At 46.8% G+C, this 22,412-nt stretch carries 22 protein-coding genes; 12 read left to right on the top strand and 10 right to left on the bottom strand.

The window, feature by feature from the left end; genetic code table 11:
• Positions 1–67 precede the first annotated feature (67 nt).
• Complete coding sequence (locus BLV22_RS12860) at positions 68–994, bottom strand: alpha/beta hydrolase family protein (RefSeq protein WP_176967775.1); 927 nt, start codon at positions 992–994, stop codon at positions 68–70.
• A gap of 164 nt (positions 995–1,158) precedes the next feature.
• On the opposite strand from BLV22_RS12860, the gene treP reads away from it, so the two are divergent.
• The 4 genes from treP to BLV22_RS12840 all read left to right on the top strand — a co-directional run bounded on the left by treP (position 1,159) and on the right by BLV22_RS12840 (position 6,083).
• Positions 1,159–2,610 (top strand): PTS system trehalose-specific EIIBC component, encoded by a 1,452-nt coding sequence (gene treP / locus BLV22_RS12855; RefSeq protein WP_091616083.1) that lies wholly within the window; start codon positions 1,159–1,161, stop codon positions 2,608–2,610.
• A gap of 79 nt (positions 2,611–2,689) precedes the next feature.
• Positions 2,690–4,354, top strand: coding sequence for an alpha,alpha-phosphotrehalase (gene treC / locus BLV22_RS12850; protein WP_091616080.1), 1,665 nt, complete (start codon positions 2,690–2,692; stop codon positions 4,352–4,354).
• A 20-nt stretch (positions 4,355–4,374) separates the two neighbouring features.
• On the top strand, positions 4,375–5,094 hold the full coding sequence (gene treR / locus BLV22_RS12845; protein ID WP_091616077.1) for a trehalose operon repressor: 720 nt from the start codon (positions 4,375–4,377) through the stop codon (positions 5,092–5,094).
• Positions 5,095–5,141: 47 nt separating this feature from the next.
• Positions 5,142–6,083 (top strand): PD-(D/E)XK nuclease family protein, encoded by a 942-nt coding sequence (locus BLV22_RS12840; protein ID WP_091616074.1) that lies wholly within the window; start codon positions 5,142–5,144, stop codon positions 6,081–6,083.
• 67 nt (positions 6,084–6,150) lie between these two features.
• Here BLV22_RS12840 and BLV22_RS12835 read toward each other — a convergent pair whose 3' ends face one another.
• Positions 6,151–6,918, bottom strand: a complete 768-nt coding sequence (locus BLV22_RS12835; RefSeq protein WP_091616072.1) for a 3-hydroxyacyl-CoA dehydrogenase — start codon at positions 6,916–6,918, stop codon at positions 6,151–6,153.
• A 209-nt stretch (positions 6,919–7,127) separates the two neighbouring features.
• On the opposite strand from BLV22_RS12835, the gene ytvI reads away from it, so the two are divergent.
• The 3 genes from ytvI to BLV22_RS12820 all read left to right on the top strand — a co-directional run bounded on the left by ytvI (position 7,128) and on the right by BLV22_RS12820 (position 10,334).
• Positions 7,128–8,240: a sporulation integral membrane protein YtvI gene (gene ytvI / locus BLV22_RS12830; protein ID WP_091616242.1), complete on the top strand. Its 1,113-nt coding sequence runs from the start codon at positions 7,128–7,130 to the stop codon at positions 8,238–8,240.
• A gap of 140 nt (positions 8,241–8,380) precedes the next feature.
• The gene (locus BLV22_RS12825; protein ID WP_176967774.1) at positions 8,381–9,868 is read left to right on the top strand and encodes an aldehyde dehydrogenase family protein; all 1,488 of its coding nucleotides are present in this window, start codon (positions 8,381–8,383) and stop codon (positions 9,866–9,868) included.
• A 37-nt stretch (positions 9,869–9,905) separates the two neighbouring features.
• A complete protein-coding gene (locus BLV22_RS12820; protein ID WP_091616066.1) occupies positions 9,906–10,334 on the top strand; it encodes a hypothetical protein in 429 nt (142 codons plus the stop codon).
• Between the two features lie 10 nt (positions 10,335–10,344).
• On the opposite strand, the gene BLV22_RS12815 is transcribed toward BLV22_RS12820, so the two are convergent.
• Together BLV22_RS12815 and BLV22_RS12810 are read right to left on the bottom strand one after the other, a co-directional pair.
• Complete coding sequence (locus tag BLV22_RS12815; protein WP_091616064.1) at positions 10,345–10,764, bottom strand: nucleoside deaminase; 420 nt, start codon at positions 10,762–10,764, stop codon at positions 10,345–10,347.
• 11 nt (positions 10,765–10,775) lie between these two features.
• The gene (locus BLV22_RS12810) at positions 10,776–11,447 is read right to left on the bottom strand and encodes an MBL fold metallo-hydrolase (RefSeq protein WP_091616061.1); all 672 of its coding nucleotides are present in this window, start codon (positions 11,445–11,447) and stop codon (positions 10,776–10,778) included.
• Between the two features lie 148 nt (positions 11,448–11,595).
• Between BLV22_RS12810 and BLV22_RS12805 the strand changes: the two genes are divergently transcribed.
• From BLV22_RS12805 to BLV22_RS12795, 3 genes are all read left to right on the top strand, one after another.
• A complete protein-coding gene (locus BLV22_RS12805; RefSeq protein ID WP_143030986.1) occupies positions 11,596–11,964 on the top strand; it encodes a DUF1499 domain-containing protein in 369 nt (122 codons plus the stop codon).
• Positions 11,965–12,066: 102 nt separating this feature from the next.
• Entirely contained in the window at positions 12,067–13,089 is a 1,023-nt protein-coding gene (locus BLV22_RS12800; RefSeq protein WP_091616056.1) for an ABC transporter substrate-binding protein, read from the top strand.
• A gap of 2 nt (positions 13,090–13,091) precedes the next feature.
• Positions 13,092–15,122 carry an iron ABC transporter permease gene (locus BLV22_RS12795; protein WP_091616053.1) on the top strand — a complete coding sequence of 677 codons (2,031 nt, stop codon included), beginning with the start codon at positions 13,092–13,094 and terminating at the stop codon, positions 15,120–15,122.
• 58 nt (positions 15,123–15,180) lie between these two features.
• Here the strand turns inward: BLV22_RS12795 and BLV22_RS12790 are convergent, their stop codons facing one another.
• Positions 15,181–16,005 (bottom strand): ABC transporter ATP-binding protein, encoded by an 825-nt coding sequence (locus BLV22_RS12790; protein ID WP_091616239.1) that lies wholly within the window; start codon positions 16,003–16,005, stop codon positions 15,181–15,183.
• Between the two features lie 145 nt (positions 16,006–16,150).
• Between BLV22_RS12790 and BLV22_RS12785 the strand changes: the two genes are divergently transcribed.
• Positions 16,151–16,333 (top strand): SE1832 family protein, encoded by a 183-nt coding sequence (locus tag BLV22_RS12785; protein WP_091616050.1) that lies wholly within the window; start codon positions 16,151–16,153, stop codon positions 16,331–16,333.
• A gap of 37 nt (positions 16,334–16,370) precedes the next feature.
• On the opposite strand, the gene BLV22_RS12780 is transcribed toward BLV22_RS12785, so the two are convergent.
• From BLV22_RS12780 to BLV22_RS12765, 4 genes are all read right to left on the bottom strand, one after another.
• Entirely contained in the window at positions 16,371–17,375 is a 1,005-nt protein-coding gene (locus BLV22_RS12780) for a C40 family peptidase (protein ID WP_091616048.1), read from the bottom strand.
• Entirely contained in the window at positions 17,372–18,457 is a 1,086-nt protein-coding gene (locus BLV22_RS12775; protein ID WP_091616045.1) for a dipeptide epimerase, read from the bottom strand. The genes BLV22_RS12780 and BLV22_RS12775 overlap by 4 nt, the downstream gene beginning before the upstream one ends.
• 16 nt (positions 18,458–18,473) lie before the next feature.
• Positions 18,474–19,634, bottom strand: a complete 1,161-nt coding sequence (locus BLV22_RS12770; protein WP_091616043.1) for a DUF819 family protein — start codon at positions 19,632–19,634, stop codon at positions 18,474–18,476.
• Between the two features lie 98 nt (positions 19,635–19,732).
• Positions 19,733–20,053, bottom strand: coding sequence for a DUF3870 domain-containing protein (locus BLV22_RS12765; RefSeq protein WP_091616040.1), 321 nt, complete (start codon positions 20,051–20,053; stop codon positions 19,733–19,735).
• Between the two features lie 218 nt (positions 20,054–20,271).
• Between BLV22_RS12765 and BLV22_RS12760 the strand changes: the two genes are divergently transcribed.
• Positions 20,272–21,390 (top strand): oxidoreductase, encoded by a 1,119-nt coding sequence (locus tag BLV22_RS12760; RefSeq protein WP_091616039.1) that lies wholly within the window; start codon positions 20,272–20,274, stop codon positions 21,388–21,390.
• Between the two features lie 28 nt (positions 21,391–21,418).
• Here the strand turns inward: BLV22_RS12760 and BLV22_RS12755 are convergent, their stop codons facing one another.
• The gene (locus BLV22_RS12755; protein WP_091616036.1) at positions 21,419–22,318 is read right to left on the bottom strand and encodes a diacylglycerol/lipid kinase family protein; all 900 of its coding nucleotides are present in this window, start codon (positions 22,316–22,318) and stop codon (positions 21,419–21,421) included.
• Positions 22,319–22,412: the final 94 nt, after the last annotated feature.

The following is a 22,412-nucleotide window of genomic DNA, read 5'->3' as shown; positions in this document are numbered from 1 at the left end:
AAATCGTCCCCAGGCCTAAAACCTGGGGACGATTTTTTATATCCGCTTGTTGATTTTCCAGCGTTTACTACTGTATCTGTTTTTGCAGCCACGGGTGCAGGTGGTCCAGCAGTTCGTGGGACAGGTTGTCGTTCTGCTGCTTTAAGTACCTGCGCTTCGTTTTCATGATCGAAAACTCTTCCGGCTGGTGTCTGAGAATATGATTCATCTCTTCGACTACATAAGCCTCCACCGGACCGCTCGTCTGCTGGGCAATCGCACTGACGTCTTCTGCCTTCACCTGGGCATCTTTGCCGCCATTTACGGCGATCACAGGAATACGCAGACGGTGAAAAGCTTCCCGGGGGTCATAGTCAGCGTGCTCCTGAAACCATTTCACATTCACATTTTTATATTTTTTTGATGCTTCTTCATCAAGCAGCTCCTTGAGCACTTTATGCTGCTTTTTGATCATCCGCTTGTTTACTTTTCCCGTCTTCAATGCGCGGTAAAAGATCCCTTTCCCCTCACTTATTTCCCTTTCCACCGATTCTCCCTGCTCGAGTAAAATATCAAACAGCGGCTTAGGCGACGATGCGAGTGCCATAACCCCCTGTACCTTTTCTTTTTCAGCCACCTTGGGAGCAATCGACCCACCTTCGCTGTGACCGAGAATGAAAATTCTCTCTTCGTCAATTTCAGGGATCATTTTCAAAAGACGCACCGCAGCAGCACCATCTTCGATTAAATCCTGCAGCCCCGTTTCACGAAAATCCCCTTCACTGCTCCCTGTGCCTCTCTTATCATAACGCAGCGCCGCTATACCCTGTTTTTCAAGCCAGGCGGCAAGTTGATTATAAATGTTTAATTTCATCCCCGGGGCATTGCCATCGCGGTCTATAGGGCCGCTCCCCCCAATTATCAGCACACCAGGGGCTTTTTCATGCCCGTTCTCAGGCACGGTGAGCGTTCCGTACAACGTTTCTGTTTGATCAAGTGTTATCAGCTGCTCCATGCTTTCACGCTCCATTAAAGGTTTTTGTATTAGTATTCCTATTTTTCGTTTAATAAAAACCTTTTTCCCATTGATAATTATATTGACTAATTTGTATATACAAGTTAAAGTGAATTTATAAATTGGTATCGTTTTCAAATGCATTCATTTAAGGAGGAACCAAAATGGCAAAAATCACAAAGGAAGCCGTGGAGACGATTGTAGAAGCCGTGGGAGGCAACGAAAACATAGAAACAGTCACCCACTGCGTGACAAGGCTGAGATTTGTTTTGTACGACGAAGAAAAGGTAGATAAAGAAAAGCTTACCAACCTGGATCTTGTGCGGGGAGCTTTTTCTTCCGGCGGCCAGTACCAGGTAGTTATCGGTCAGGGCACTGTAGACAAAGTTTATAAAGAGTTGATGAGTGTCACAGGCCGTTCCGAGGAAAGCGGCGGCCGTGCAGGTGACGAAGATTCTGAAAGCGATGCCAGTGAAACGCAGAAATCCGGTAAAAAACAGAATGGATTTCAACGGTTTATCCGCCTGCTCGCCGACATTTTCATTCCGATTCTTCCTGCCATTATCACCGCAGGGCTGCTGCTTGGGTTAAACAACCTGTTAACCGGTCCCGGCATATTTTTCGACGAAGCTGTAATCGAAGTATATCCCCAGTGGACCAGTTTTTCTGAAATTATTTTCATCATTGCAAACGCTTCATTTAACTTTCTGCCTGTTCTCATAGGTTGGTCGGCAGTCAGGCGGTTTGGCGGCAGTCCCCTGCTCGGTATTGTGCTCGGGTTAATTTTCGTTCACCCGGAGCTTTTAAGCGCGTATGCTTATGGCGATGCAAGTGCAAACAACGAAGTGCCAACCTGGGATTTATTTGGCTGGAACGTTGAGCAGGTCGGCTATCAGGGCCAAGTGCTTCCAGTGCTTGTAGCTTCCTATGTTTTAGCACAAATTGAAATTTTCCTCCGGAAGCGGATCCCGGATTCTATCCAGGTCCTGCTGGTTGCACCGATTGCTTTACTTGTTACCGGATTTTTCACCTTTATTATTATCGGACCGGTTACCTTCGGTCTCGGGAACGCGATTACCGACTTCTTCCTGTGGACCTTTGACCAATACGCATGGCTTGGCGGTCTGCTTTATGGCCTGCTTTATGCTCCGCTCGTTATTACCGGGCTTCACCATACATTCCTTGCGGTGGACCTGCAGCTTACAGCTTCAACTGATGGAACCTTTTTATGGCCGATTCTCGCTCTTTCCAACATTGCCCAGGGCTCTGCTGCTGTTGGTATGATGATTTTAGCCTGGAGAGATCAGAACATGCGGGGGCTCGCAGGTTCCGCCGGCCTCTCGGCGTATCTTGGCGTTACCGAGCCCGCATTATTCGGGGTCAATCTGCAGTACCGGTTCCCATTCTTCTGTGCGCTTATCAGCTCTGCCATTGCAGCAACGTTTATCAGTATTAATAACGTACTGGCCTTTGCTGTCGGCGTCGGCGGTATTCCCGGAATCTTTTCCATTCGTCCACCGGACTGGGGAGCGTTCTTTATCGGAATGCTGATTGTCATTATCCTCCCGATTGTATTAACCTATCTTTATGGGCGTATTCGTAAAGTAGAAGTTTAACCAATGAATTCAGGCGTCTGCTGAAACTGTTAGCAGGCGCCTTTGCTCCATACAGCATATATGCGAAAGGATGAGCAGAATGGAACCATGGTGGAAACGGGCAGTTATTTACCAGATTTACCCTAAAAGCTTTAACGATACGACCGGCAACGGGGTCGGCGACCTTCCCGGTATCATCGAAAAGCTTGATTATCTGCAGGATCTCGGAATTGATGTTTTATGGCTCAATCCTGTGTACCCTTCTCCTCAAAAGGATAACGGATACGATATCAGCGATTATTATAATATTTACGATGTATATGGAACGATGGAGGACTTCGAACGTCTGTTGAGTGAGGCTCATGCAAAGGGTATGAAAATCATTATGGATATCGTTATTAACCATACCTCCACAGACCATGCCTGGTTCCAGGCCGCTTCGTCAGATGCTTCAAGTCCTTACCGCGACTATTACATCTGGAAGGATCCCGTAGACGGGGACGTACCAAACAACTGGGTGTCTAAATTCGGCGGCTCTGCATGGCAGTGGCATAAACCGACAAACCAGTACTATCTGCATCTGTTTGACGTCAGTCAGGCAGATTTGAACTGGGAAAATGAAGCACTGCGCCGCCAGCTGTACGATATGATGCATTACTGGTTCAATAAGGGTATTGATGGTTTCCGGCTCGACGTCATCAATTTAATCTCGAAGGATCAGCGGTTTCCAAATGACGACATTGGGGACGGCCGCCGGTTCTATACAGATGGCCCGAGAGTGCACGAGTGGATGCATGAAATGAATCAAAACGTATTTGCCCCGTACGGAGCTATGACGGTCGGAGAAATGTCGTCTACGACGATTGACCACTGTATCAAGTATACCCGCCCGGATCGGGAAGAGCTGAGCATGACCTTTAACTTCCATCATTTAAAAGCGGATTATCCCGGAGGAGAAAAATGGACCCTGCCTGAATTTGATTTTGTGCAGTTAAAAGAAACATTATCCGACTGGCAGACCGGTATGTACGAAGGTGGCGGCTGGAATGCGCTGTTCTGGTGCAATCATGATCAGCCCCGCATTGTAAGCAGGTATGCCGATGACGACAAGTACCGCGTAGAATCGGCAAAGATGCTCGCAGCGACCATGCACTGTATGCGCGGCACTCCTTACATTTATCAGGGCGAGGAGCTTGGGATGACGGACCCTTCCTACAGCTCCATTAACGACTACCGTGATGTGGAAACCATCAATTATTATGATATTATGCAAAAGCAGGGAAAAAGCCCGGAGGAAGCGTTCGCTGTCATTCAGGCCCGTTCCCGGGACAATGCACGTACACCGATGCAGTGGGACAGCTCGAAAAATGCCGGTTTTAGTGAAGCCGAGCCGTGGCTGCCGGTGCCGGGAAATTATACGTTCATTAATGCCAAAGAAGCGGTAAGCGATCCGGAGTCTGTGTATCATTTTTACAAACAATTAATTCAGCTTCGCAAGGATTACAAAATCCTGACGACTGGAGATTATCAGCTTCACCTCCCGGACCATTCTTCCCTTTTCGTCTACACACGCGAGGACGAAGATGAAGCATTACTCATCATAAGTAATTTCTCTTCTGATATAATTCAAGCCGGCAGTCTGGATCTTCCCCGGAAAGAAGCGGCAGGAACTGTTTTTGTCACCAACTACAAACGGGACAGCTTTTCCCTGGAAACTGACAGCCTGCAGCCGTATGAAACGATCGTTCTGCATTATCAAAAATAGCTGCCTGGGGTGTAACGAGCATGGGTACAAAAAGAAAGTATTTAGACATCTATGAAGAAATAGCGCGCGGCATCCGCAATGAGCAGTTTCAGCCTCATGTCCTGCTTCCTTCCGAGCATGAGCTCACTTCTATGTACGAAACGTCAAGGGAAACCATCCGCAAAGCGCTGAACCTTCTATCCGAACACGGTTATATTCAAAAAATTCAGGGCAAGGGTTCCGTTGTGCTTGAAACCGGACGGTTTGATTTTCCGGTTTCCGGGCTCGTCAGTTTTAAAGAGCTGGCGGAACAGACCGGCAGCACCAGTGAAACTCATGTACATTCCTTAACCCTTTCCACCTTGCCGCCGGCCCTTCAGCATGTGCTCGAGGTTCAGGAAACGGAGCAGGTCTGGGAAGTAAAACGGCAGCGGAAAATGGACGGCGAAAACATTGTGCTCGATATTGACTACCTGCTTGAGCGCTGGGTGCCCGGTCTCACCGAAGACATTTGCGCTGATTCTATTTATAACTATGTGGAAAATAAACTGAAGCTTGTGATCAGCTTTGCACGTAAAGAAATTACTATTGAAAAGCCGACGGAAGAAGATAAGCAGCTTCTTGATCTTTACCCGGATTCGAGTATTGCGGTCGTTCGAAACTATGTGTATCTCGATAATGCAGAATTATTTCAATACACTGAGTCCAGACACCGTTCGGATAAGTTCCGTTTTATCGACTTTGCCCGCCGTCACCGTTAAAATGGTAGCAGGAGCAAGGTAAAGACAAATCGAAGGAGTGATTTCTCCTGTTTACTATACGGGACTATCCGGAGTTTTCCTGGTCGCTGTCGAGACATAAAACGCTGCTTCAATGCGAACGGCAGTATGCTCACCAGTATTACTCCTCACACAACGGATGGCTGCGGAATGCTGACCCTTTTCCGCGTCACGTCTACCGGTTGAAAAATTTAACCAATCTTGAAATGCTGTTTGGGTCTATTGTGCACGATCTAGTGGAAGAAACGCTGAAAAAATATTTAAATGACGGGCATCTCCCGACAAAAGACACCTTGAAAGAAACGATCCGCACCCGCCTGAATGAAGGGTTTATCGATTCTACGCAAAACGCGGAGCAGTGGCGTAAAAAGCCGAAACATACGACAATGCTCCATGAAATTTACTACGGCGAAGAGAAAAAGCTGCCCACGGAGAAAATTAAAAAAATCCAGGACCGGCTCGTGGCTGTAGTGGAGCATATTTTAACCTGTGACACAGTACTCGAGCTTTCTTCTGACCGGCCGACCTATTACCTCGAATCGGAAGAACTCCGAACGATGAGCCTTGAAAATACAAAAGTATTTGCCGTGCTCGATTTTCTTTATAAAGATGAAGAAAACAATAAATGGGTCATTGTAGACTGGAAAACCGGTCTGCAGACAGAAGAAGATCCGTACCAGCTGGCTTTGTATGCTCAGTATGTCCTTGACTACTACCCGGAAGCAGCGCTCGAGGATATCGTCGTACGGAATGAATATCTGCTCGAAGGCACAAGTGTCGAACACAAGCTCGATCACTCCACCCTTCAGGAGGTCAGGGAGCTGCTCGTCCAAAGCGTGGAACGTATGGCAGGCTTCCTTGAGGACAAAGAAGCCAACAAGCCTCTTCCACTCGAATATTTCAAAAAAACGACCAACACCTTCGCCTGTAAGCGGTGCAACTTCTATGAGCTCTGCTTCCCGCAGCAGTAAACAAGCAGCGCGCTGATGCCAAAAATGAAAAGTACCAGAGTCCGTAATACGGACTCTGGTACTTTTTTTATTTCGGAGGCATACGGAGCGCACCGTCCAAACGGATAGTTTCCCCATTTAACATCGTGTTGTGGATAATTTCTTTCACAAGCGAGGCGTACTCATTTGGAAATCCGAGCCTTCTTGGGAATGGAACGTTCTGTCCCAGCGTCTGCCTTGCCTTTTCCGGGAAAGACATATAAAAAGGAGTTTCGAATAAGCCCGGAGCAATAGCCATGACGCGTATGCCAAAGTCTGAAAGCTCTCTGGCCGCCGGCGCTGTCAGACTCCAGATACCACCTTTAGAAGCGCTGTAGGCAGCCTGGCCGACCTGGCCTTCATAGGCCGCGATCGAGGATGTATTAATAATGATGCCTCTTTCTCCCTGTTCGTTTGGTTCGTTATGTCTCATCGCATCTGCACCGAGCCGGAGCATATTAAATGTGCCAACCAGATTCGTCTGAATAACACGATTGAAATGATCGAGGGAGTGAGAATCCTTTTTATTCAAAATCTTCTCTGCAAGCCCGAGTGCTGCGCAGTTAACTACTCCGTCGATGCGCCCAAACGTTTCTATCGTCTTATCGATAGTCGCTTTTCCTTTTTCGTCCGAAGTGACGTCCATTTCAATAAAAATGGCGCTGTCCCCAAGCTCTTTTGCTCTTTTTCTTCCGGGTCTCACCTCAAAATCGGCGATAACCACTTTTGCGCCGTTTTCTACAAGCATATTCGCTGTAGCACCGCCAAGTCCGGATGCACCGCCCGGCAGTAAAAAAACTTTTCCGTTAATATCCATACTGCTTCCTCCCCTGTCTGTTCCTAAAGTATAAGCCACTACTGCCATTCTACCTTATAATTACCCTAAAGAACTATTCATCAAAAGTATATCTCCCCCTCTATTCGGGAATATTTTAAAAAAATGTGTAGATTCTTTTTTTCAGCGGGAAGGTTATAATAAGAAAAGATGGTTGGGATGTCCTCCAAAGGAAAGGAATGGAATGGCTCATGAAACAAACGACCGGCTGGATGATTTTGCGGTTTGTCATCGTTATAATAGCCGCTTTCGCTCTTGCATGGGCGATTGGCAAGGTTTTTTCCTATACGTATCCGTTTTGGATCGCTGCTTTTTTCGCGTGGATGCTTATGCCGCTTACGAAGTGGCTTCATTATAAACTGCGTCTGCCAAATGGGATAGCTGCCCTTCTTGGCCTCCTGCTTACTTTGAGCATTGTCGGAGGCATTATTACCGGTCTCATCTTTCTTTCAATTGAACTATTCAATGTGATCGCTGAGAAGGGACCCGCCTGGATGGAAAGCACCTTTCAGCAAATGCAGAATTTTTACAATGAAAACCTCCTTCCCTTCTGGGAAAGAGCCACAGGAGCCGCTTCCGGCATCGGCGGCCAGTCTTCTGTAGATCAGGGGATAGCTGAGCTTGGAAGTCAGCTTGGCTCTGGTCTTGGCTCAGTCGCTCAAACTACTGCCGACGCTTTAACCCAATTAATTTTAGGTATTCCTACGCTTTTGATTGTCCTGTTATTTATTGTATTAGCTATTTATTTTATCGGAAAAGACTGGAATAGATATGCCGGGAAAATGAAATTGGCCCTGCCGCCCTTTGTCATCGAGCGGTTGAAAGCTTTTTATCAGTCCATGTGGGCGAGAGTATTCGGCTACATCCGGGCGCAGCTGATTCTTATGCTTGTGACAGGCGTTATTGTGTTAATCGGCCTTCTTATCATGAGAGTCGAAGGAGCCTACTGGCTCGCCGCCATCGTTGGTGTCGCTGAATTTCTTCCCTACTTAGGCACCGGCACTATTTTAATTCCATGGGGAGTGTATCTGATCATTTCAGGCAACTTCGGCCTTGGGCTTGGCCTTTTGATTCTTTATACGATTACAATGATTGTACGGCAGATTATCGAGCCAAAAGTGCTCTCTTCGAGCATGAATCTGAACCCGCTCGCTGTGCTGATTTCCCTGTTTGCCGGCCTGCAAATGTTTGGAGCCGTAGGCCTGCTGGCGGGGCCCGCCATTCTGGTTCTGTTTATTATTCTTTGGGATATCGGCGTTGCAAAAGACATCTCCCGTTTTATCCGGTACGGCTTCGATAAATAAACTATCCTTTAACTACGGAAAAGATGCCTTACGCCTTTTGGGAGGACCACGGTTTCTTTTCCGTAACTTCTGTTATGATTACTTCCAATTAGGGAACGGGATACTATACTTATTATTATGATTTAGAAAGGGTGTCAACATTGGAATCAACAACCGTTCATTCATCTAATGAAGAAGAAATACTGGCCGCCTGGCAAAAGGCCGATGATGCTTTCGCTCCCTGGGCTTCTCTGCCCATAGAGAAACGGCTGAGCTACATACAGCTGCTTCGTTTTACTATCAGCGATCTCCGGGAAGAGATTGCCGATATTATCTCCTCCGCTACAGGAAAGCCTCCTATAGAAGCACTGGGATCTGAAGTCATTCCGGTTCTTGAAGCACTGCGTCACATTGAAAAAGAAGCTCCCGGCCTTTTCAACCGTGAGCGTGTCAGAACCCCGATGATTTTCCTGGGTAAAAATTCATCAATTATCCGGAAGCCCCGCGGGAAAATTGCTATTATTTCTCCATGGAACTTTCCGTTTCAGCTTTCTCTTATCCCTGTTGTCGAAGCGCTGACTGCAGGAAACTGCGTGCTTTTAAAGCCTTCCGCAGAGACGCCGCTCGCGAGTCTTCTTCTTGAAAAAATCTCGGGACTTTTTCCTGACGGAGTCTTTCAGGTCCTTCACGGCGGAGCTGAAACCGGGCGCTTAATGATTGAGCAGCAGCCGGACTATATTCATTTTACGGGATCGGTCGCGACAGGAAAGGTTATCCAGAAGCAGGCCGCCGAGCATTTGATCCCCACCACCCTCGAACTGGGCGGAAAAGATGCTATGGTCGTTCATGAAGATGCAAACGTGGAACGGGCAGCGAATGCTGCTTCCTGGGGTGCCTTCATGAACAGCGGCCAGGTCTGTTTATCTGTCGAGCGCGTGATTGTGCACGAAGAGGTTCAGGAAGAATTTTTGAACAGTGTACGCAGTAATATCGCCGCTCTGCGCCGGGACGGCGAAAAAGAGTATGAAATCGGGCGAATGACGACAAAAAAGCAGTGGGATATTGTCTACAGCCAGGTCCAGGAAGCACTTGACCAAGGTGCCGAACAAATAGCCGGAAAGCCTCCGGAGCAGTGGGACGACCAGACCCTGACGATCGAACCAGTTGTTTTGACTGGAGTAACCGGAGAAATGCGGGTATGGAAGGAAGAGACTTTTGGTCCTGTATTTTCAGTAAGAACTTATTCTACAATAGACGAGGCACTCGAGCTGTTCAACGATACAATTTACGGTCTGAGCGGATCCATTTTCACTGCTGATCAGGAACTTGCGGCAAACTTTACTGCAAAGGTCCGTACAGGCAACTTCATGATCAATGATGTAATCTCCCACGCTGCCAATCACTACCTTCCTTATGGAGGCACAAAACAGAGCGGCATAGGGTCCTACCACGCCACCGCAGGTATGCGTTCGTTCAGTATTGAAACGTCCGTTATGAGCGCAAGAGGTAGTATGAACAGCGAAATTTTATGGTATCCTTATGAAGGAAAGTTCGAATCACTTTCGCAGATCATCGACTATTACTATGGCAGAAACCGTAACTGGAAATCATTTTTGCAAACGTTTATGGGCCTCACACGCCGGCCGTAATGCTGATGTTTTCCGCCTGCCTTTAGGAGCATGAAAAATGGGAAGTTCATCAAAATGGAAACGATTCTCCCCGAAGCAGCTGTGGAACCGTGTTAAGCATACACTGCAGCCTGCTTCCGCGGACGGAGAAAAATCAAACAGCAGGCTGGACCGGCGGCGGCAGCACAAAGAGCGCCAAAAGGACACACGCCTGTATAAAACATCGCTTTATGCGTTTTATACAATGTGTGTACTGCTGATGCTTATGCCCTTTGTTTATTTTCTCCCGTGGCCGTCCATTGCCACCTGGCTGGTGGTGCTGATTCTGCTTACGCTCGGAACAACAGCGACCCTCGCTGCAATTACAATAAAAAAGCAGTCACATTATGTGCCGCTTTTATACATGTGGTTTATTCTGCTCATGTCTGCAGTATTATTAATTATCTACCTGGGCATACTTATTTATTTTCGTTTTTTTCTGCTTTAACCGTCCAGGTCTACTGTTCATCAAGGTATGGATCGAGTGTTTGATCCTGAAGTGGTTTATACTGCAGCTCGTAGGTTGTTTCGGGCACTGGAAGGAGGCCGGCATTTTCGGCCTCCTTTGCTGTTTTTGCCGTGTATACTACCGGGATACCGCTCCAATTGATTGCAGCTTCACACATTGGGCAGGGCTCACCGCTCGTATACAGCTCGCAGTCACTTAAGTCCTGGGTTTTTAAGAACCGCGAAGCGGTCCTTACTGCTTCCAGTTCGGCATGAGTCGTTGGGTCAAAGGTTTTAAAACCTTTATTTCCCTCCTCTGCAACTACTTCACCGTTCCGGGCAATGACACACCCAAAAGGATCCCCTTCTCCTTCTTTTTTGACCTTCCGTGCCAGTTGGACCGCCCGTTTCATCAAAGCCTCATTATACATAACCGTGCCCCTTATACTTTAGACTGGTATTCATTTACGAATGTGCTGTACAGATGCTGCGAATACTCCAGATCCTCTCCGTGACAGATGGATAACTTTCCGGGAGCCACTTTCTGTATGGTTTTCGTACTTCGCATCGCCCGGTCCATATTAGCAGTAAACTGTTTCATCGGAGGGCCTATACGGCCGTTTTTAGACGTAATCATGTCGCCAGCGATCAGAACGTCGTCTTGTTTATGATAATAAGCGGTATGACCCGGCGAGTGCCCCGGCGTAAAATACGGATCAATTCCCATCATGGAATGAAAAACGCCACGACTGTCCCCCGGCAGCTGCTTCACAGAAAATCCTTTTGTATAATCCGTTGGTTTTTTACGGTTAGGATAAGGTTTTTCCCCCGTTATGTAAGGAATCTCGAGCCCATGAATATAAACAGGTGCATTTACTTTGTCCTGAATATAAGCGAGTCCGCCTACATGATCCGGATGACCGTGGGTTAATAAAATCATCTGAACCCGTCCAAAACGTGCTGCTTCTTTTAAAATTCTCGGCGCCATTGGCCGGATGCCCGTATCGATAATAATTGAGCCGTTCTCATGCTTCACGACCCAGGCGCTGATGGTAATGCCTACTTTCATGTGCACCTTAATAATATTTTCACTCACCTGGCTGACTTTCACCATCTGCGATTCACTCCTTCCTTCCTTTTCCCTTCCCTTCCTGTTTCCGATTAACGCTTTATTTTTTAGGGAAAGAGAATAACGCTGATTTAATTCTAATCATCTGATTACAGTGTACACAATATTGTATATAAAATTCTACCGCGAAAGGATGTTATTTATGCTTTCTCCCTGCCCTAACAGTCCAAATTGTGTTTCCACCATGAGCTCTCCCGGGGATAAACTTCATTACATGGAGCCCATACATTACTCAGGAAGCCCAGAAACAGCGAAAAGCACCATCCGCCATATCATTCGGCAGCAAAAGTATGCGGAAATTGTTCATGAGGATGATAACTATATTTCGGCTGTGTTTACGACACCGGTACTTAAATTTAAGGATGACGTCGTTTTTTATTTCGGGAATCATGAGCACGTTCATTTTCGTTCAGCTTCAAGAATCGGGAAGGGGGATATGGGTAAAAATAAAAACAGGATGAAAGAAATTACTGCCCGGTTTTATGACCAATATAATGAATAATAAATAAGAAAAATTTCTTATATTTATTGAATTGTCCTCCCTTTTGTAGTAAAGTCGGATTTGTTGACATTGATAATCTTTTTCAATTAGGGGGATATACATATGAATAAAAAGACTTTTTTAACATTTTTGACGATACCCGCTTTATCGCTTTCACTCGCTGCATGCAGTTCTTCAGACGACAGCGGCGGTTCGGAGGAGTCCGGCAACAATGAGGAATCTTCTGACAATAGCGAATCTGTGACGGTAACAGATGGGTATGACAACGAAGTAACACTCGATGAAACACCGGAGGACGTAGTGGCGCTCGAATGGGTATATGCAGAGGATCTTCTTGCGTTAGGCATGCAGCCTGCCGGTATCGCCGACCTCGATGGATATAACGATTACTTGGGCGACATCGAACCCTCGCCTTCTGAAGACGTCCAGGACGTCGGCACGAGACAGGAGCCTAACCTGGAGCGCATTGCCGAACTTGAACCCGATTTGATTATAACTGCCGGCTACCGTCATGAAGATATTAAAGAAGAGCTTGAAGAGATTGCCCCTACGCTGATGTATAATCCATATCCTGAAGAAGGAGAAGGCAATCAGTACGAAGAGATGGAATCAACTTTTGAAAGCATCGCCACAGCTGTGGGAGAGGAAGACCAGGCGGACCAGGTTTTAAATGATCTGGACAGCACCTACGACGACCTTTCAACGGAAATTGAAGATGCCGGCCAGGATGATGAAGAAGTATTGCTTTCTCTTTCCTTTTTGGCTAACGAAAATGTAACATTCCGTCTATTCGCCGACAATTCGCTTGCTGCCCAGACGATGGAGCAGATCGGCGTCGAGAACGCCTATGAGTCTGAACAGTTTGAAGAATACGGCTATACCGAAACAGGTGTCGACGCTCTCGAGGATTATCAGGACCAGACGTTTATAGATATCCCCACACCAGAAGACGATCGTGATAATATTGAAGAAACGCTGAATAATAATGAAGTATGGAACAGCCTTTCTTTTGTCGAAAACGATAACGTTCACCGTCTTCCAAGTACTACATGGCCTTATGGCGGTCCACTTTCATCTGAAGTATTCGCTGAAGAGGTGGCTGACACTTTAACAAATGAGGAGTAATTATGAATTCATCCCCGTTCGTTTCAAGAGCTGTTCTGCTGTATACTAGCGGAGCAGCTCTTCTCTTGGTACTGGTATATCTGCATCTTGTGCAGAGCACCGGTACTTTTTCGGTGCGCTCCTGGTGGGAGCTTCTGCAGCAAACTGATTCTACAGAAAGCAGTATTTTCCGGACCGTGTATCTCCCGAGAATTGTTATTGGTATTCTCTCAGGTATAGCTTTAGCTGCTTCCGGCGTTATTTTTCAAACGATCACGAAAAACCCGCTGGCAGCCCCGAGTACATTAGGAGTTCATGCCGGTGCCTATTTCTTTATTGTAGCTTTTGCCACCATACTGCCCGACTGGCTTGGCCTGAGCGGGTTTATCGCTGCATTTGTCGGCGGATGTCTGGCGGCCGTAATGGTGTTTACAATGGCCGGAGGCCTTGAAGCTACGCCGGTGCGGATGGCTTTGGCCGGGCTCGTACTGTCTATTGCTTTTTCATCATTTACAGCGGTGCTGCAGATATTTTTTGAAGTACAGACCGCCGGGTTGTTTTTATGGGGTAACGGTACGCTTGTACAGCAGGATTGGAGCGGTGTCCGTTTTGTCTTTCCTGTACTGATCGTGCTTTTGTTCCTCGTGTTCTTTTACGCCCCCCGTCTCGATATTCTGCTGCTCGGCAAAAACCAGGCGGCTACACTCGGAGAAAACGTACGGGCTACTCAAGCATTGATGTTTTTTCTTGCTGTAGGTTTGACTGCCATCGTTGTAAGTGTTGTTGGCCCTATCGGCTTTATCGGCCTCGTGGCCCCTCATTTGACACGCTTAATGGGCTATCAGCTTCACTCCACTCTTTTGTTTGGCTCTATGCTTTGGGGAGCCGTCCTTCTAATCGGGGCTGATGTACTGGGCAGGGCCGTCGACCCTTCTCTAAGCGAGCTTCCTGTAGGTGCTGTTACATCGATCGTCGGTGCTCCGTTTCTTGTATGGCTGATTTTAAGGCACCGGGGCTCGTTTTTTGGCACAGAACAGCAAAGTGCTATTGGGGGCGGACGTAAAAGGCGTGAACTGAAGTATCCTGTCGTTTTAGCAGGCGCTGTTATGTTTACTGCGCTCGTGTTTTTCTTGGGACTGGCAGGCGGGTCTACGGGCTTCAGCTTCGCTGACACCTGGAAGGCTCTGTTTACAGAAGAAAGCAGCGGCCAGCGGTTCATCATATTCGATTTAAGGCTCGGACGTCTTTTAACGGCGCTTACAGCTGGTATGCTGCTTGCACTAAGCGGCATGCTGTATCAGGGTATTCTGCGCAATCCCCTAGCAGATCCTTCAGTGCTCGGGGTGACTTCAGGAGCAGGCGCAGGCGCTCTGTTTGTGCTTTTTCTTTTCAGGGATATTCCTACTGCCTTTATTCCAGTTGGCGCTATTGCCGGGGCTTTCGCAGCGGTAGGGGTGATTCTGTTTTTCTCCTGGAAAACTAAATTTCATCCCGCTGTACTGGCTCTTCTCGGCATCGCACTGTCAGCTGTGGGCGGCGCCCTGTCACAAATTATGATAACCCGCTTTAATTTAAACGCTGCCGCTGCTTTAACATGGCTGTCCGGCAGCACGTATGCGACCGGCTACGAAGAGCTTCAGCAGTTTCTGCTGCTCCCGCTTGCCGTAAGTATACCGCTTGCCTGGTATTTAGCTCCTTCCTTAAACGTGCTTGCGCTTGGTGACCAGACAGCAATCGCTCTTGGAGAGCGTTTAACCTTTGCCCGCTGGGCCGCCGTGCTGCTTGCCACCTTCTGCGCCGCGATGGCAGTAGCTGCCGTTGGCACGATCGGCTTTATCGGGCTTGTGGCGCCTCACTTAGCCCGCATGCTTGTTGGCCAGGATTATGTTCGTATTCTCCCCGTAGCCCTGTTTATCGGTGGATCTCTTCTCGTGTTTTCCGATACGATTGGACGCACCGTGCTCGCCCCTGATGAAATCCCCTCGGGGCTGGTGGCTGCTGTGATTGGCACACCATTCTTTTTGTGGCTGATGCACAGAAGCTCTAAATCGTAATAATCATGCCGAAAGAAAGCCAGGATCCCCCTAGCGGAGCTCCTGGCTTAACTTATTTTTAATTCGTTTTTGATATTTCCGTTGCGGAAGCAGGCGTGCGATCGATTAAATCATATGTCATACAGAGCGGCTTGCCGCTCTTTGGATCGGTTACAACATGGGCGTCAATGCCAAACACCTGCCGGAGTACGTTTTTACAAATGACATCGTTGGGACATCCAATACACTGTACTTCTCCGCTGCACATAGCGATTAAGTGATCAGAAAACCGGGCAGCGTGATTTAAGTCATGAAGCACCATTACAATCGTACGGCTTTCCTTCTCATTTAGTTCCTGAAGCAGTTCAAGCACTTCAAGCTGATGGGCCATATCAAGGTAAGTAGTCGGCTCATCGAGAAGCAGCAGGTCCGTGTCCTGTGCCAGTGCCATGGCAATCCAGGCCCGCTGGCGCTGGCCTCCGGACAGGGAGTCCAGCGTCCGGCTGGCAAATTCTGAAACTCTGGTATCCGTCATTGCTTTTTGAATAGCCTCGTTATCCTCCGCAGTTAATTTCCGGGTGCGTTTGCGGTGGGGGTGCCGGCCGAATGATACCAGCTGTTCCACCGTTAACGTAAGCGGAATATCCGGAGTCTGAGCAAGCATTGCCATGTTTTTAGCCACTTCTTTTGTTTTCATTTCATGAATGGATTTGCCGTCTAAGTACACGCCGCCTTCTTCAGGGGTCAGTATACGGGAAAGTGATTTGAGAATCGTGGATTTCCCACAGCCGTTTGGCCCGATAATAGACGTGATTTTTCCTTCTGGTATGTCAACACTGATATTTTTCAGGACTTGTTTATTTTCGTAAGAAACATCTACCTGCTCTGCTTGAAGTCTTGCCACCGTCGCAAGCCCCTTTCTTTTCTGCAATCTTAGTCTTGTCCTGTGCCGTTCATAAAATTGATAATGATTTTCATTTAAAATTATAACGATTTTGCGTTAAAATAGCAAACAGATGTACAAATTTATTATGGAGGCGGATTCTGCTATGACTCTTCGTGAACTTGACCATCAGCTGGACATGTTAAAATCAGATTATGTGCGCATACAGGGAGATTTGGAAAAACTCGAATCTTTCGGGGGCAACACAGACGGCATTATGCGCGAGCTCGACATTCTTGAAAAAGAAATGCACGAGATTAATGCACAAATCCGGGAACACAATAAATAAGCGGGCCGAGACCGGCCCGCTTTCCTGTTATGGCGAATTATTCCTCTAAATACCTCCTCGCACCCGCATACTCATCTGCATACCCGGAATCCTCCAGATTTACGATTTCAACCGTGCTCCGGGAATTTGGCGAATGAATCATGTCACCACCTCCGATGTACATACTGACGTGGTGCACTCGTCCTTCCCCGTTATCGTAGGCGAAAAACAAAAGATCTCCCGGCTCGAGGTCTTCTTTTGCTACTGGAAGACCGTGCTCTGCCTGCACGCTGGAATCTCTTGGAATCTCAATGCCATTAGCAGCAAAAATAGTATGCGTGAACCCTGAACAGTCAAAACCAAACCCTGACATCCCCGCCCACAAGTATGGTAGTCCAAGAAACTGTTTTCCGTCTGCAATTATATCTTCCGCCTCAGGAGCTGGAATATCTTCTTCGCTGTCGTATATTTCGATATTTGAGGCATCGATCCATTTATTCCCATCCGAAGGGGTAGCTACCAGTACTTCTCCCTGTTGCTCTTTCACCACCGGTAAACGGGTATTATAGCTCAAGTTTTTATAATCTTTTCTACCTTTTTTGTCATAAGTTAATTCTGCTGTCGGAGAAGTAATGATCGCAAATGGTTCATTTTCTAATTTTTCCATCCGATTACTCTCAGCTATTTGTTCTTCCGGTACCCACCCGGGATAACCCAGTTCATTTCTCGGAGTCTCCTGGCCTTCCGCTGCTACTTTTACCCATCCATTCTTTTTTTCAAGAACGTGCACCTTTGAACCAAACAACGCCTGGCTTTCCAGATTCCCAACGAGCCAGAGCTTTTCATCTACGCTCATAGACGCTGTCCATTCATTCAGGCTGGCCGGGTTGGAAGCTGAGGGAAGATCAATTTCCCGGAGAATATCCGGCTCCGTCCACATCGTCATTGCACTCACATCTGTATAAGCCGTCTCATTCACTTCTGATGCACTCGCAGAGCCGGCCGTGAATGCTGCTCCTATGAATGCAATCAGGACAGTTGAAGTCCAGTGACCTTTCTTCATCGCAGTTCCCCCCCTTCATATTTGATAGGCGCACTCTGTGCAGGATTCATTGCTTTTATCTGATGCCCTTCAAAAGATACGGCAGTAACAGTGTTTTCCTGCAGCCATTTTGGAGCATCCAAATCCACCATCTTAATATTAGGATGGGCAAGCGCCAGCTCAGCTGCTGGCGAGGCGCTTATGGTCGATTCCATCATGCTGCCCATCATGCACGGAATACCAGCCGCTTCTGCAATATCAGCAATTTTCCATGCCTCCAGCAGTCCCCCGCATTTCATGAGTTTAATATTAATCATGTCGCAGGCGTGCCACTCGATGAGCCTGCGGGCGTCTTTATATGTTTTACAGCTTTCATCCGCCATAATAGGCGTTCTGGTAGATTCTGTGACTTTTTTTAAGCCGGCCCAGTCATCTGCTGCTACGGGCTGTTCTATAAACTGTAATGGAATTTTTTCTTTTTCGAGCTGCTGAATAAATACTATAGCTTCTTTAGATGTCCACCCCTGGTTGGCATCAATCCTAAGCATGACGCCTTGGGGAAGCACTTCAGCAATAGATCGGATTCTTTGATAATCTTTTTTCAGGTCATCTCCAACCTTCATTTTAAGGTAGCGGAATCCTTCGTTTATATATTGTTCTGCTGTATTTTTCATTTGTGCTGGTTCTTCCATACTGATCGTCATATCATTTTCAAATACAGACGGTGTTCCTCCCAGCCACTGCAGAAGGCTGCAGCGACGCTGTTGAACAAACGCGTCTATAACTGCCATTTCCACTGCTGCTTTTGCGCTGGAGTTCCCGTAGCAGTTCTGCTTAAGTCTCCGCACATTTTCCTGCAGAGCTTCGCTTTGTGCTCCTGCGAGGGCCTCTGAAGCCGGACCGTTAATAACTGCTTCGATACTTGACGGGGATTCTCCCGTTACTGCGAGAGCTGGAGCAGCTGCTCCTTTCCCTACAGTGCCGTCTTCCAGCATTACACTCACCTCAACATTTTCGATGCTTGTAACCTTCCTTACGGAAGTAACAAAAGGACGGTCCAAAGGAATAATTTTTCTTTTCGTTTCAAGAGAAACTATTTCCATTCAACATCCCACCTCCTTAAATTCTTGATAAGATTTCCGCTACCGCGACACCGACGACTGTGCCCATAAATGAGCCAATTAATGCCATCATTACGCCTATTGGGACCAGAGTACGGCTGAAGGCTCCTGCAAGCACCGGAGCAGATGCCATACCGCCAATATTGGCCAGACTTGCGATGCCGAGGGTGAAAAGGTCAAGCCGGAACAGTTTTGCCAAAAGCAACATAATAGCTCCGTGGAAAAATAAGATCATAAATCCGGAAATAATATACGCCGGAACTTCAGCAATATTTGAAAAATCTGCGTTGGAAGCAATTAGAGCGATGATCGTGTAAAGCATCAAATAGCCTATATCCATTGTCCCCGTTAACCTGGCAACCGGCGTTACAGCAAGACTTAGACCCAAAACGGTAACAATTAATATCGTCCACGTTGTTGCATTCACAGCATTCCCAGCTTCCGGAAGCGTATTTCCTACTGCAATGGCAACCGAAGCCACCAGCATAGAAAATCCTAAGCAGACAATAATTTCTACGTATGTTAGAGGTTTTGTTTCTTTTTCCTCAAGAGACAAATTATACTGCATCTGATCAATGCTTTCTGTTTTCGCTTTTGTAAACCGGTTGAATGCGAATTGGAAAGGAACGAGCCAAAATAAAAGCATCACCCAAAACGAATAGTTTACTGTATCCATAATTAAAGCATAGCCAAATAAATTCTCGGGCACTTCAAGAATCCCCTGCAGCGCTACAAGATTTGCTGAACCTCCTGTCCATGAACCAGCCAGAGCTGCAAAAGCCTTCCACGTTTCCGTGTCTAAAAATCCCTGCATAATATAATATGTAACCGTAAAACCGCCAACAATACTAATCACAGCTACAACGTAGCTAAGCAGCATTTTTGGCCCCAGTTTGATAATCTGCAGAATGTTACAGTTTAATAAAAATAGAAATATCATTGCCGGCAGCAAAAGAGAACGTATGCCTGAATTTAACTCACCGAGAGCCTCAGAGCCACTGAATACTCCAAAGGTGTTTAACAGAGCCGCAACGATGTAGATGAGCACGACTGTAGGTACGTACTTAAAAAATTTACTTTTTGTCACTTTTTCCGTACCTACAAGAAGTGCAACCATGGCAATCAAAACACTAATGTAAAGAGCTCCGTTTTCTATCATGCTGAATAACCTCCTTTAAATTTTTGAATATAAATAAACCCAGCAAAGAGAAAAGATCTCTTTGCTGGGTTTTATCCGGTAAGATAAAGCAGCATGGCTTACATATCAGCCTTTATTTGCTTATACTTTAAGCTGGCGTTACGCAGGGCAACAATCATCGCTTTCTGGGACGAGCCATGATAGCGTTTTTGAATAATTTCTACAAGATGCTCACTTTCCTGAATCGAAGCTCCTGCGAATATTTCTTTTACAAACCGTGCTGTTAAAGAAAGAATAGCAGAACATTCTGCCTCCAGGATTTCATCCGTTAGAGTATCCACTACAAATCCAATAAAAAATACCTGGTATTGTTCAGTGATCGGGTTATTCGAAGGAGATTTAGCCTCTCCCACAATGTAAATAGTATTCTTGTTATACAAACGTTTTTCACCACCTGATTGCTAAAAGAAGAACGCTTCGGGTAAAGGTTCCTTTTACCAGAGGAGTAATATGTTTGAAAATTATGATATCGTACTTTTCTGAATTACGCAATTCTTATTTTTATTTATCTTCCGTTTTTATAACTTCAGTCAGTTTCCCAATGATGAAAAAGGGAATGACATGGAAGAGAAACCGATGAAGTTTTAGGAGGAGTAGTATGCCACAAGCAGAAAAAATCTTGTTTAACCAGGAGCATATAAGCAACCATATTTTTAAAAACAAGCTGATCGTCGCTCCAATGACACGGATCAGCGCAGATGACGATGGCACGCCCAACGACCGGATGCGCAGATACTATGAGCGTTATGCTCTCGGCGGTTTTTCCGCTGTCATTTCGGAAGGAATTTACACCGATGAAATCTACAGCCAGGGATACGCTAATCAGCCCGGGCTCGCCAACGAACATCATCAGCACGGATGGGAGCCGATTACACAGGCAGTCAAAGAGCACGGAAGCAAAATGATCGCCCAGCTTATGCATGCTGGCGCCCAGTCCCAGTATAATCAATACACAAGCGAAACTGCTTCCGCTTCTCCCGTGCAGCCTCCCGCTGAAAAAGTATCTTCCTACGGCGGCCAGGGAGCTTTCCCCGTCCCGAAAGCCATGGATGAAAACGATATGGATGCTGCTAAGCAGGGATTTGTGCAGGCAGCCCTCCGCGCCGCAGAAGCAGGATTTGACGGTGTAGAGCTTCACGGAGCGAACGGATATCTGCTTGATCAGTTTCTATCTGCTTCCACGAATAAGCGTACAGACCAGTACGGTGGTCCCGTGGAAAACCGTGTACGCTTTCTTACTGAAGTAATCGAATCCGTTCGCGAAGCCATCGGCCCGGTTCCTATTCTTGGCATCCGGATTTCGCAGGCCAAAGTTACGGATGGCTCTTACCGCTGGCCGGGTGGAGAAGCAGACGCGGCAGCCATTTTCTCCGAGCTCGGGAAGACGCCACTCGATTATATTCATACTACGGACGGCGACGGCCTCGGCGAAGGCTTTGGAAATGACACCCTAAGCATGGCCCAGGCGGCTAAAGAATACAGCAGTCTCCCTGTCATTGCCAACGGAAATCTTGGAGACCCGGAAAAATCCTCCCACGCCATCAATGAAAGTGCTGCTGATTTTGTTTCTCTCGGCAGAACCGCCCTGGCCAATCCCGACGCCCCCTACCGCATTCTTCACGGCCAGTCGATGAACAGCTTCGATCCTTCTCTTATTATGCAGCCACTTGCCAATGTGAAAGAAGCAGAGCTTGAACAAAACATCTTCAAAGAATAAAAACAAGGAGAGGCCGGCGCGGCCTCTCCTATTCTGCAGGGGTCGCAGAAACGAGAAATCTTACTTTTTTCTCCCCTAACTTAATTTTTACAGGCGTTTCCGTATAAACTTCCCCGTCCGTGTCTGCTTGTTTTACTGGATCTGTAGTTAACTCGATATTTTTGCCAAGCACGTGCTCGATAGGACTGTTTTCATTATCAATTTCCTTCGTTCCCATCGTTGCAAAAAATTCTCTCATCAAGCTGTTGCCGCCCTCCGGAATAATGAAGATTTCGAACTGTTCATCCTGCATCGAGGTGTCGCCTACCGGCACCTGGTTTGTACCGATCGAGTGGCCATTCATAATCAGAATCATTACCGCTTCCCCAGTGTAGTTTTCTCCGTCAATTTTCATTTGATAAGAAAACACTTCCGGGTTTTGAACCGTTTGCAGCGTGCTTATAAAATAACTTAACTTTCCGATCGCACCTTTTAAGTTTTCATCAATATTTTCCGACGTTTCCACAATCAAACCTATACCGTAAAAATTAGCGAAGAAACGCTCATTCATTGAACCTATATCGATTTCTTTCGTATTTTTTTCGAGCATATCTGTCATAGCCCGTTTTGGATTCTGGGCCAAACCGAGAGATCTTGAGAAATCATTACAGGTGCCATACGGAAGCACACCCACATCCGGGGCATATGGTGACTCCATCAACCCGTTAATGCTTTCATGAATTGTCCCATCACCGCCGGCAATAAATACCGCCTCTACCTTTTCATCGATCGAAGCGCACGTTTCACGTACATCATCTTTGGACTGCGTCTGTCTGATGATCAGTTCCACAATAGAAGTTCCCCATACCTGGATAAATGTATTTAACTGCTTTTGTTTTTCATTAACGTCTTTGTTTCCGTTAATAATAAGTAAAGCTTTTTGATACATATGAACGTCTCCCCTATCCTGTCAAATACACGGCTCCTTGTTCAGAAGACGCTACCCGTATATTCCCATTTCCTAAGAGGAAAAAACAAGGGAG

Source organism: Marinococcus luteus (genome assembly GCF_900106595.1).
In the GTDB taxonomy this organism is placed as follows: domain Bacteria; phylum Bacillota; class Bacilli; order Bacillales; family Marinococcaceae; genus Marinococcus; species Marinococcus luteus.
Note: the sequence above shows the minus strand (reverse complement) of the source record. Positions and strands in the feature narration are given on the sequence as shown.

Coding starts and splice junctions, on each gene's coding strand:
- BLV22_RS12860 (WP_176967775.1), bottom strand. CDS start 994: ATGGAGCAGCTGATAACACTTGATCAAACAGAAACGTTGTACGGAACG.
- treP (WP_091616083.1), top strand. CDS start 1,159: ATGGCAAAAATCACAAAGGAAGCCGTGGAGACGATTGTAGAAGCCGTG.
- treC (WP_091616080.1), top strand. CDS start 2,690: ATGGAACCATGGTGGAAACGGGCAGTTATTTACCAGATTTACCCTAAA.
- treR (WP_091616077.1), top strand. CDS start 4,375: ATGGGTACAAAAAGAAAGTATTTAGACATCTATGAAGAAATAGCGCGC.
- BLV22_RS12835 (WP_091616072.1), bottom strand. CDS start 6,918: ATGGATATTAACGGAAAAGTTTTTTTACTGCCGGGCGGTGCATCCGGA.
- ytvI (WP_091616242.1), top strand. CDS start 7,128: ATGAAACAAACGACCGGCTGGATGATTTTGCGGTTTGTCATCGTTATA.
- BLV22_RS12820 (WP_091616066.1), top strand. CDS start 9,906: ATGGGAAGTTCATCAAAATGGAAACGATTCTCCCCGAAGCAGCTGTGG.
- BLV22_RS12815 (WP_091616064.1), bottom strand. CDS start 10,764: ATGTATAATGAGGCTTTGATGAAACGGGCGGTCCAACTGGCACGGAAG.
- BLV22_RS12810 (WP_091616061.1), bottom strand. CDS start 11,447: ATGGTGAAAGTCAGCCAGGTGAGTGAAAATATTATTAAGGTGCACATG.
- BLV22_RS12805 (WP_143030986.1), top strand. CDS start 11,596: ATGTTATTTATGCTTTCTCCCTGCCCTAACAGTCCAAATTGTGTTTCC.
- BLV22_RS12800 (WP_091616056.1), top strand. CDS start 12,067: ATGAATAAAAAGACTTTTTTAACATTTTTGACGATACCCGCTTTATCG.
- BLV22_RS12795 (WP_091616053.1), top strand. CDS start 13,092: ATGAATTCATCCCCGTTCGTTTCAAGAGCTGTTCTGCTGTATACTAGC.
- BLV22_RS12785 (WP_091616050.1), top strand. CDS start 16,151: ATGACTCTTCGTGAACTTGACCATCAGCTGGACATGTTAAAATCAGAT.
- BLV22_RS12780 (WP_091616048.1), bottom strand. CDS start 17,375: ATGAAGAAAGGTCACTGGACTTCAACTGTCCTGATTGCATTCATAGGA.
- BLV22_RS12775 (WP_091616045.1), bottom strand. CDS start 18,457: ATGGAAATAGTTTCTCTTGAAACGAAAAGAAAAATTATTCCTTTGGAC.
- BLV22_RS12770 (WP_091616043.1), bottom strand. CDS start 19,634: ATGATAGAAAACGGAGCTCTTTACATTAGTGTTTTGATTGCCATGGTT.
- BLV22_RS12760 (WP_091616039.1), top strand. CDS start 20,272: ATGCCACAAGCAGAAAAAATCTTGTTTAACCAGGAGCATATAAGCAAC.
- BLV22_RS12755 (WP_091616036.1), bottom strand. CDS start 22,318: ATGTATCAAAAAGCTTTACTTATTATTAACGGAAACAAAGACGTTAAT.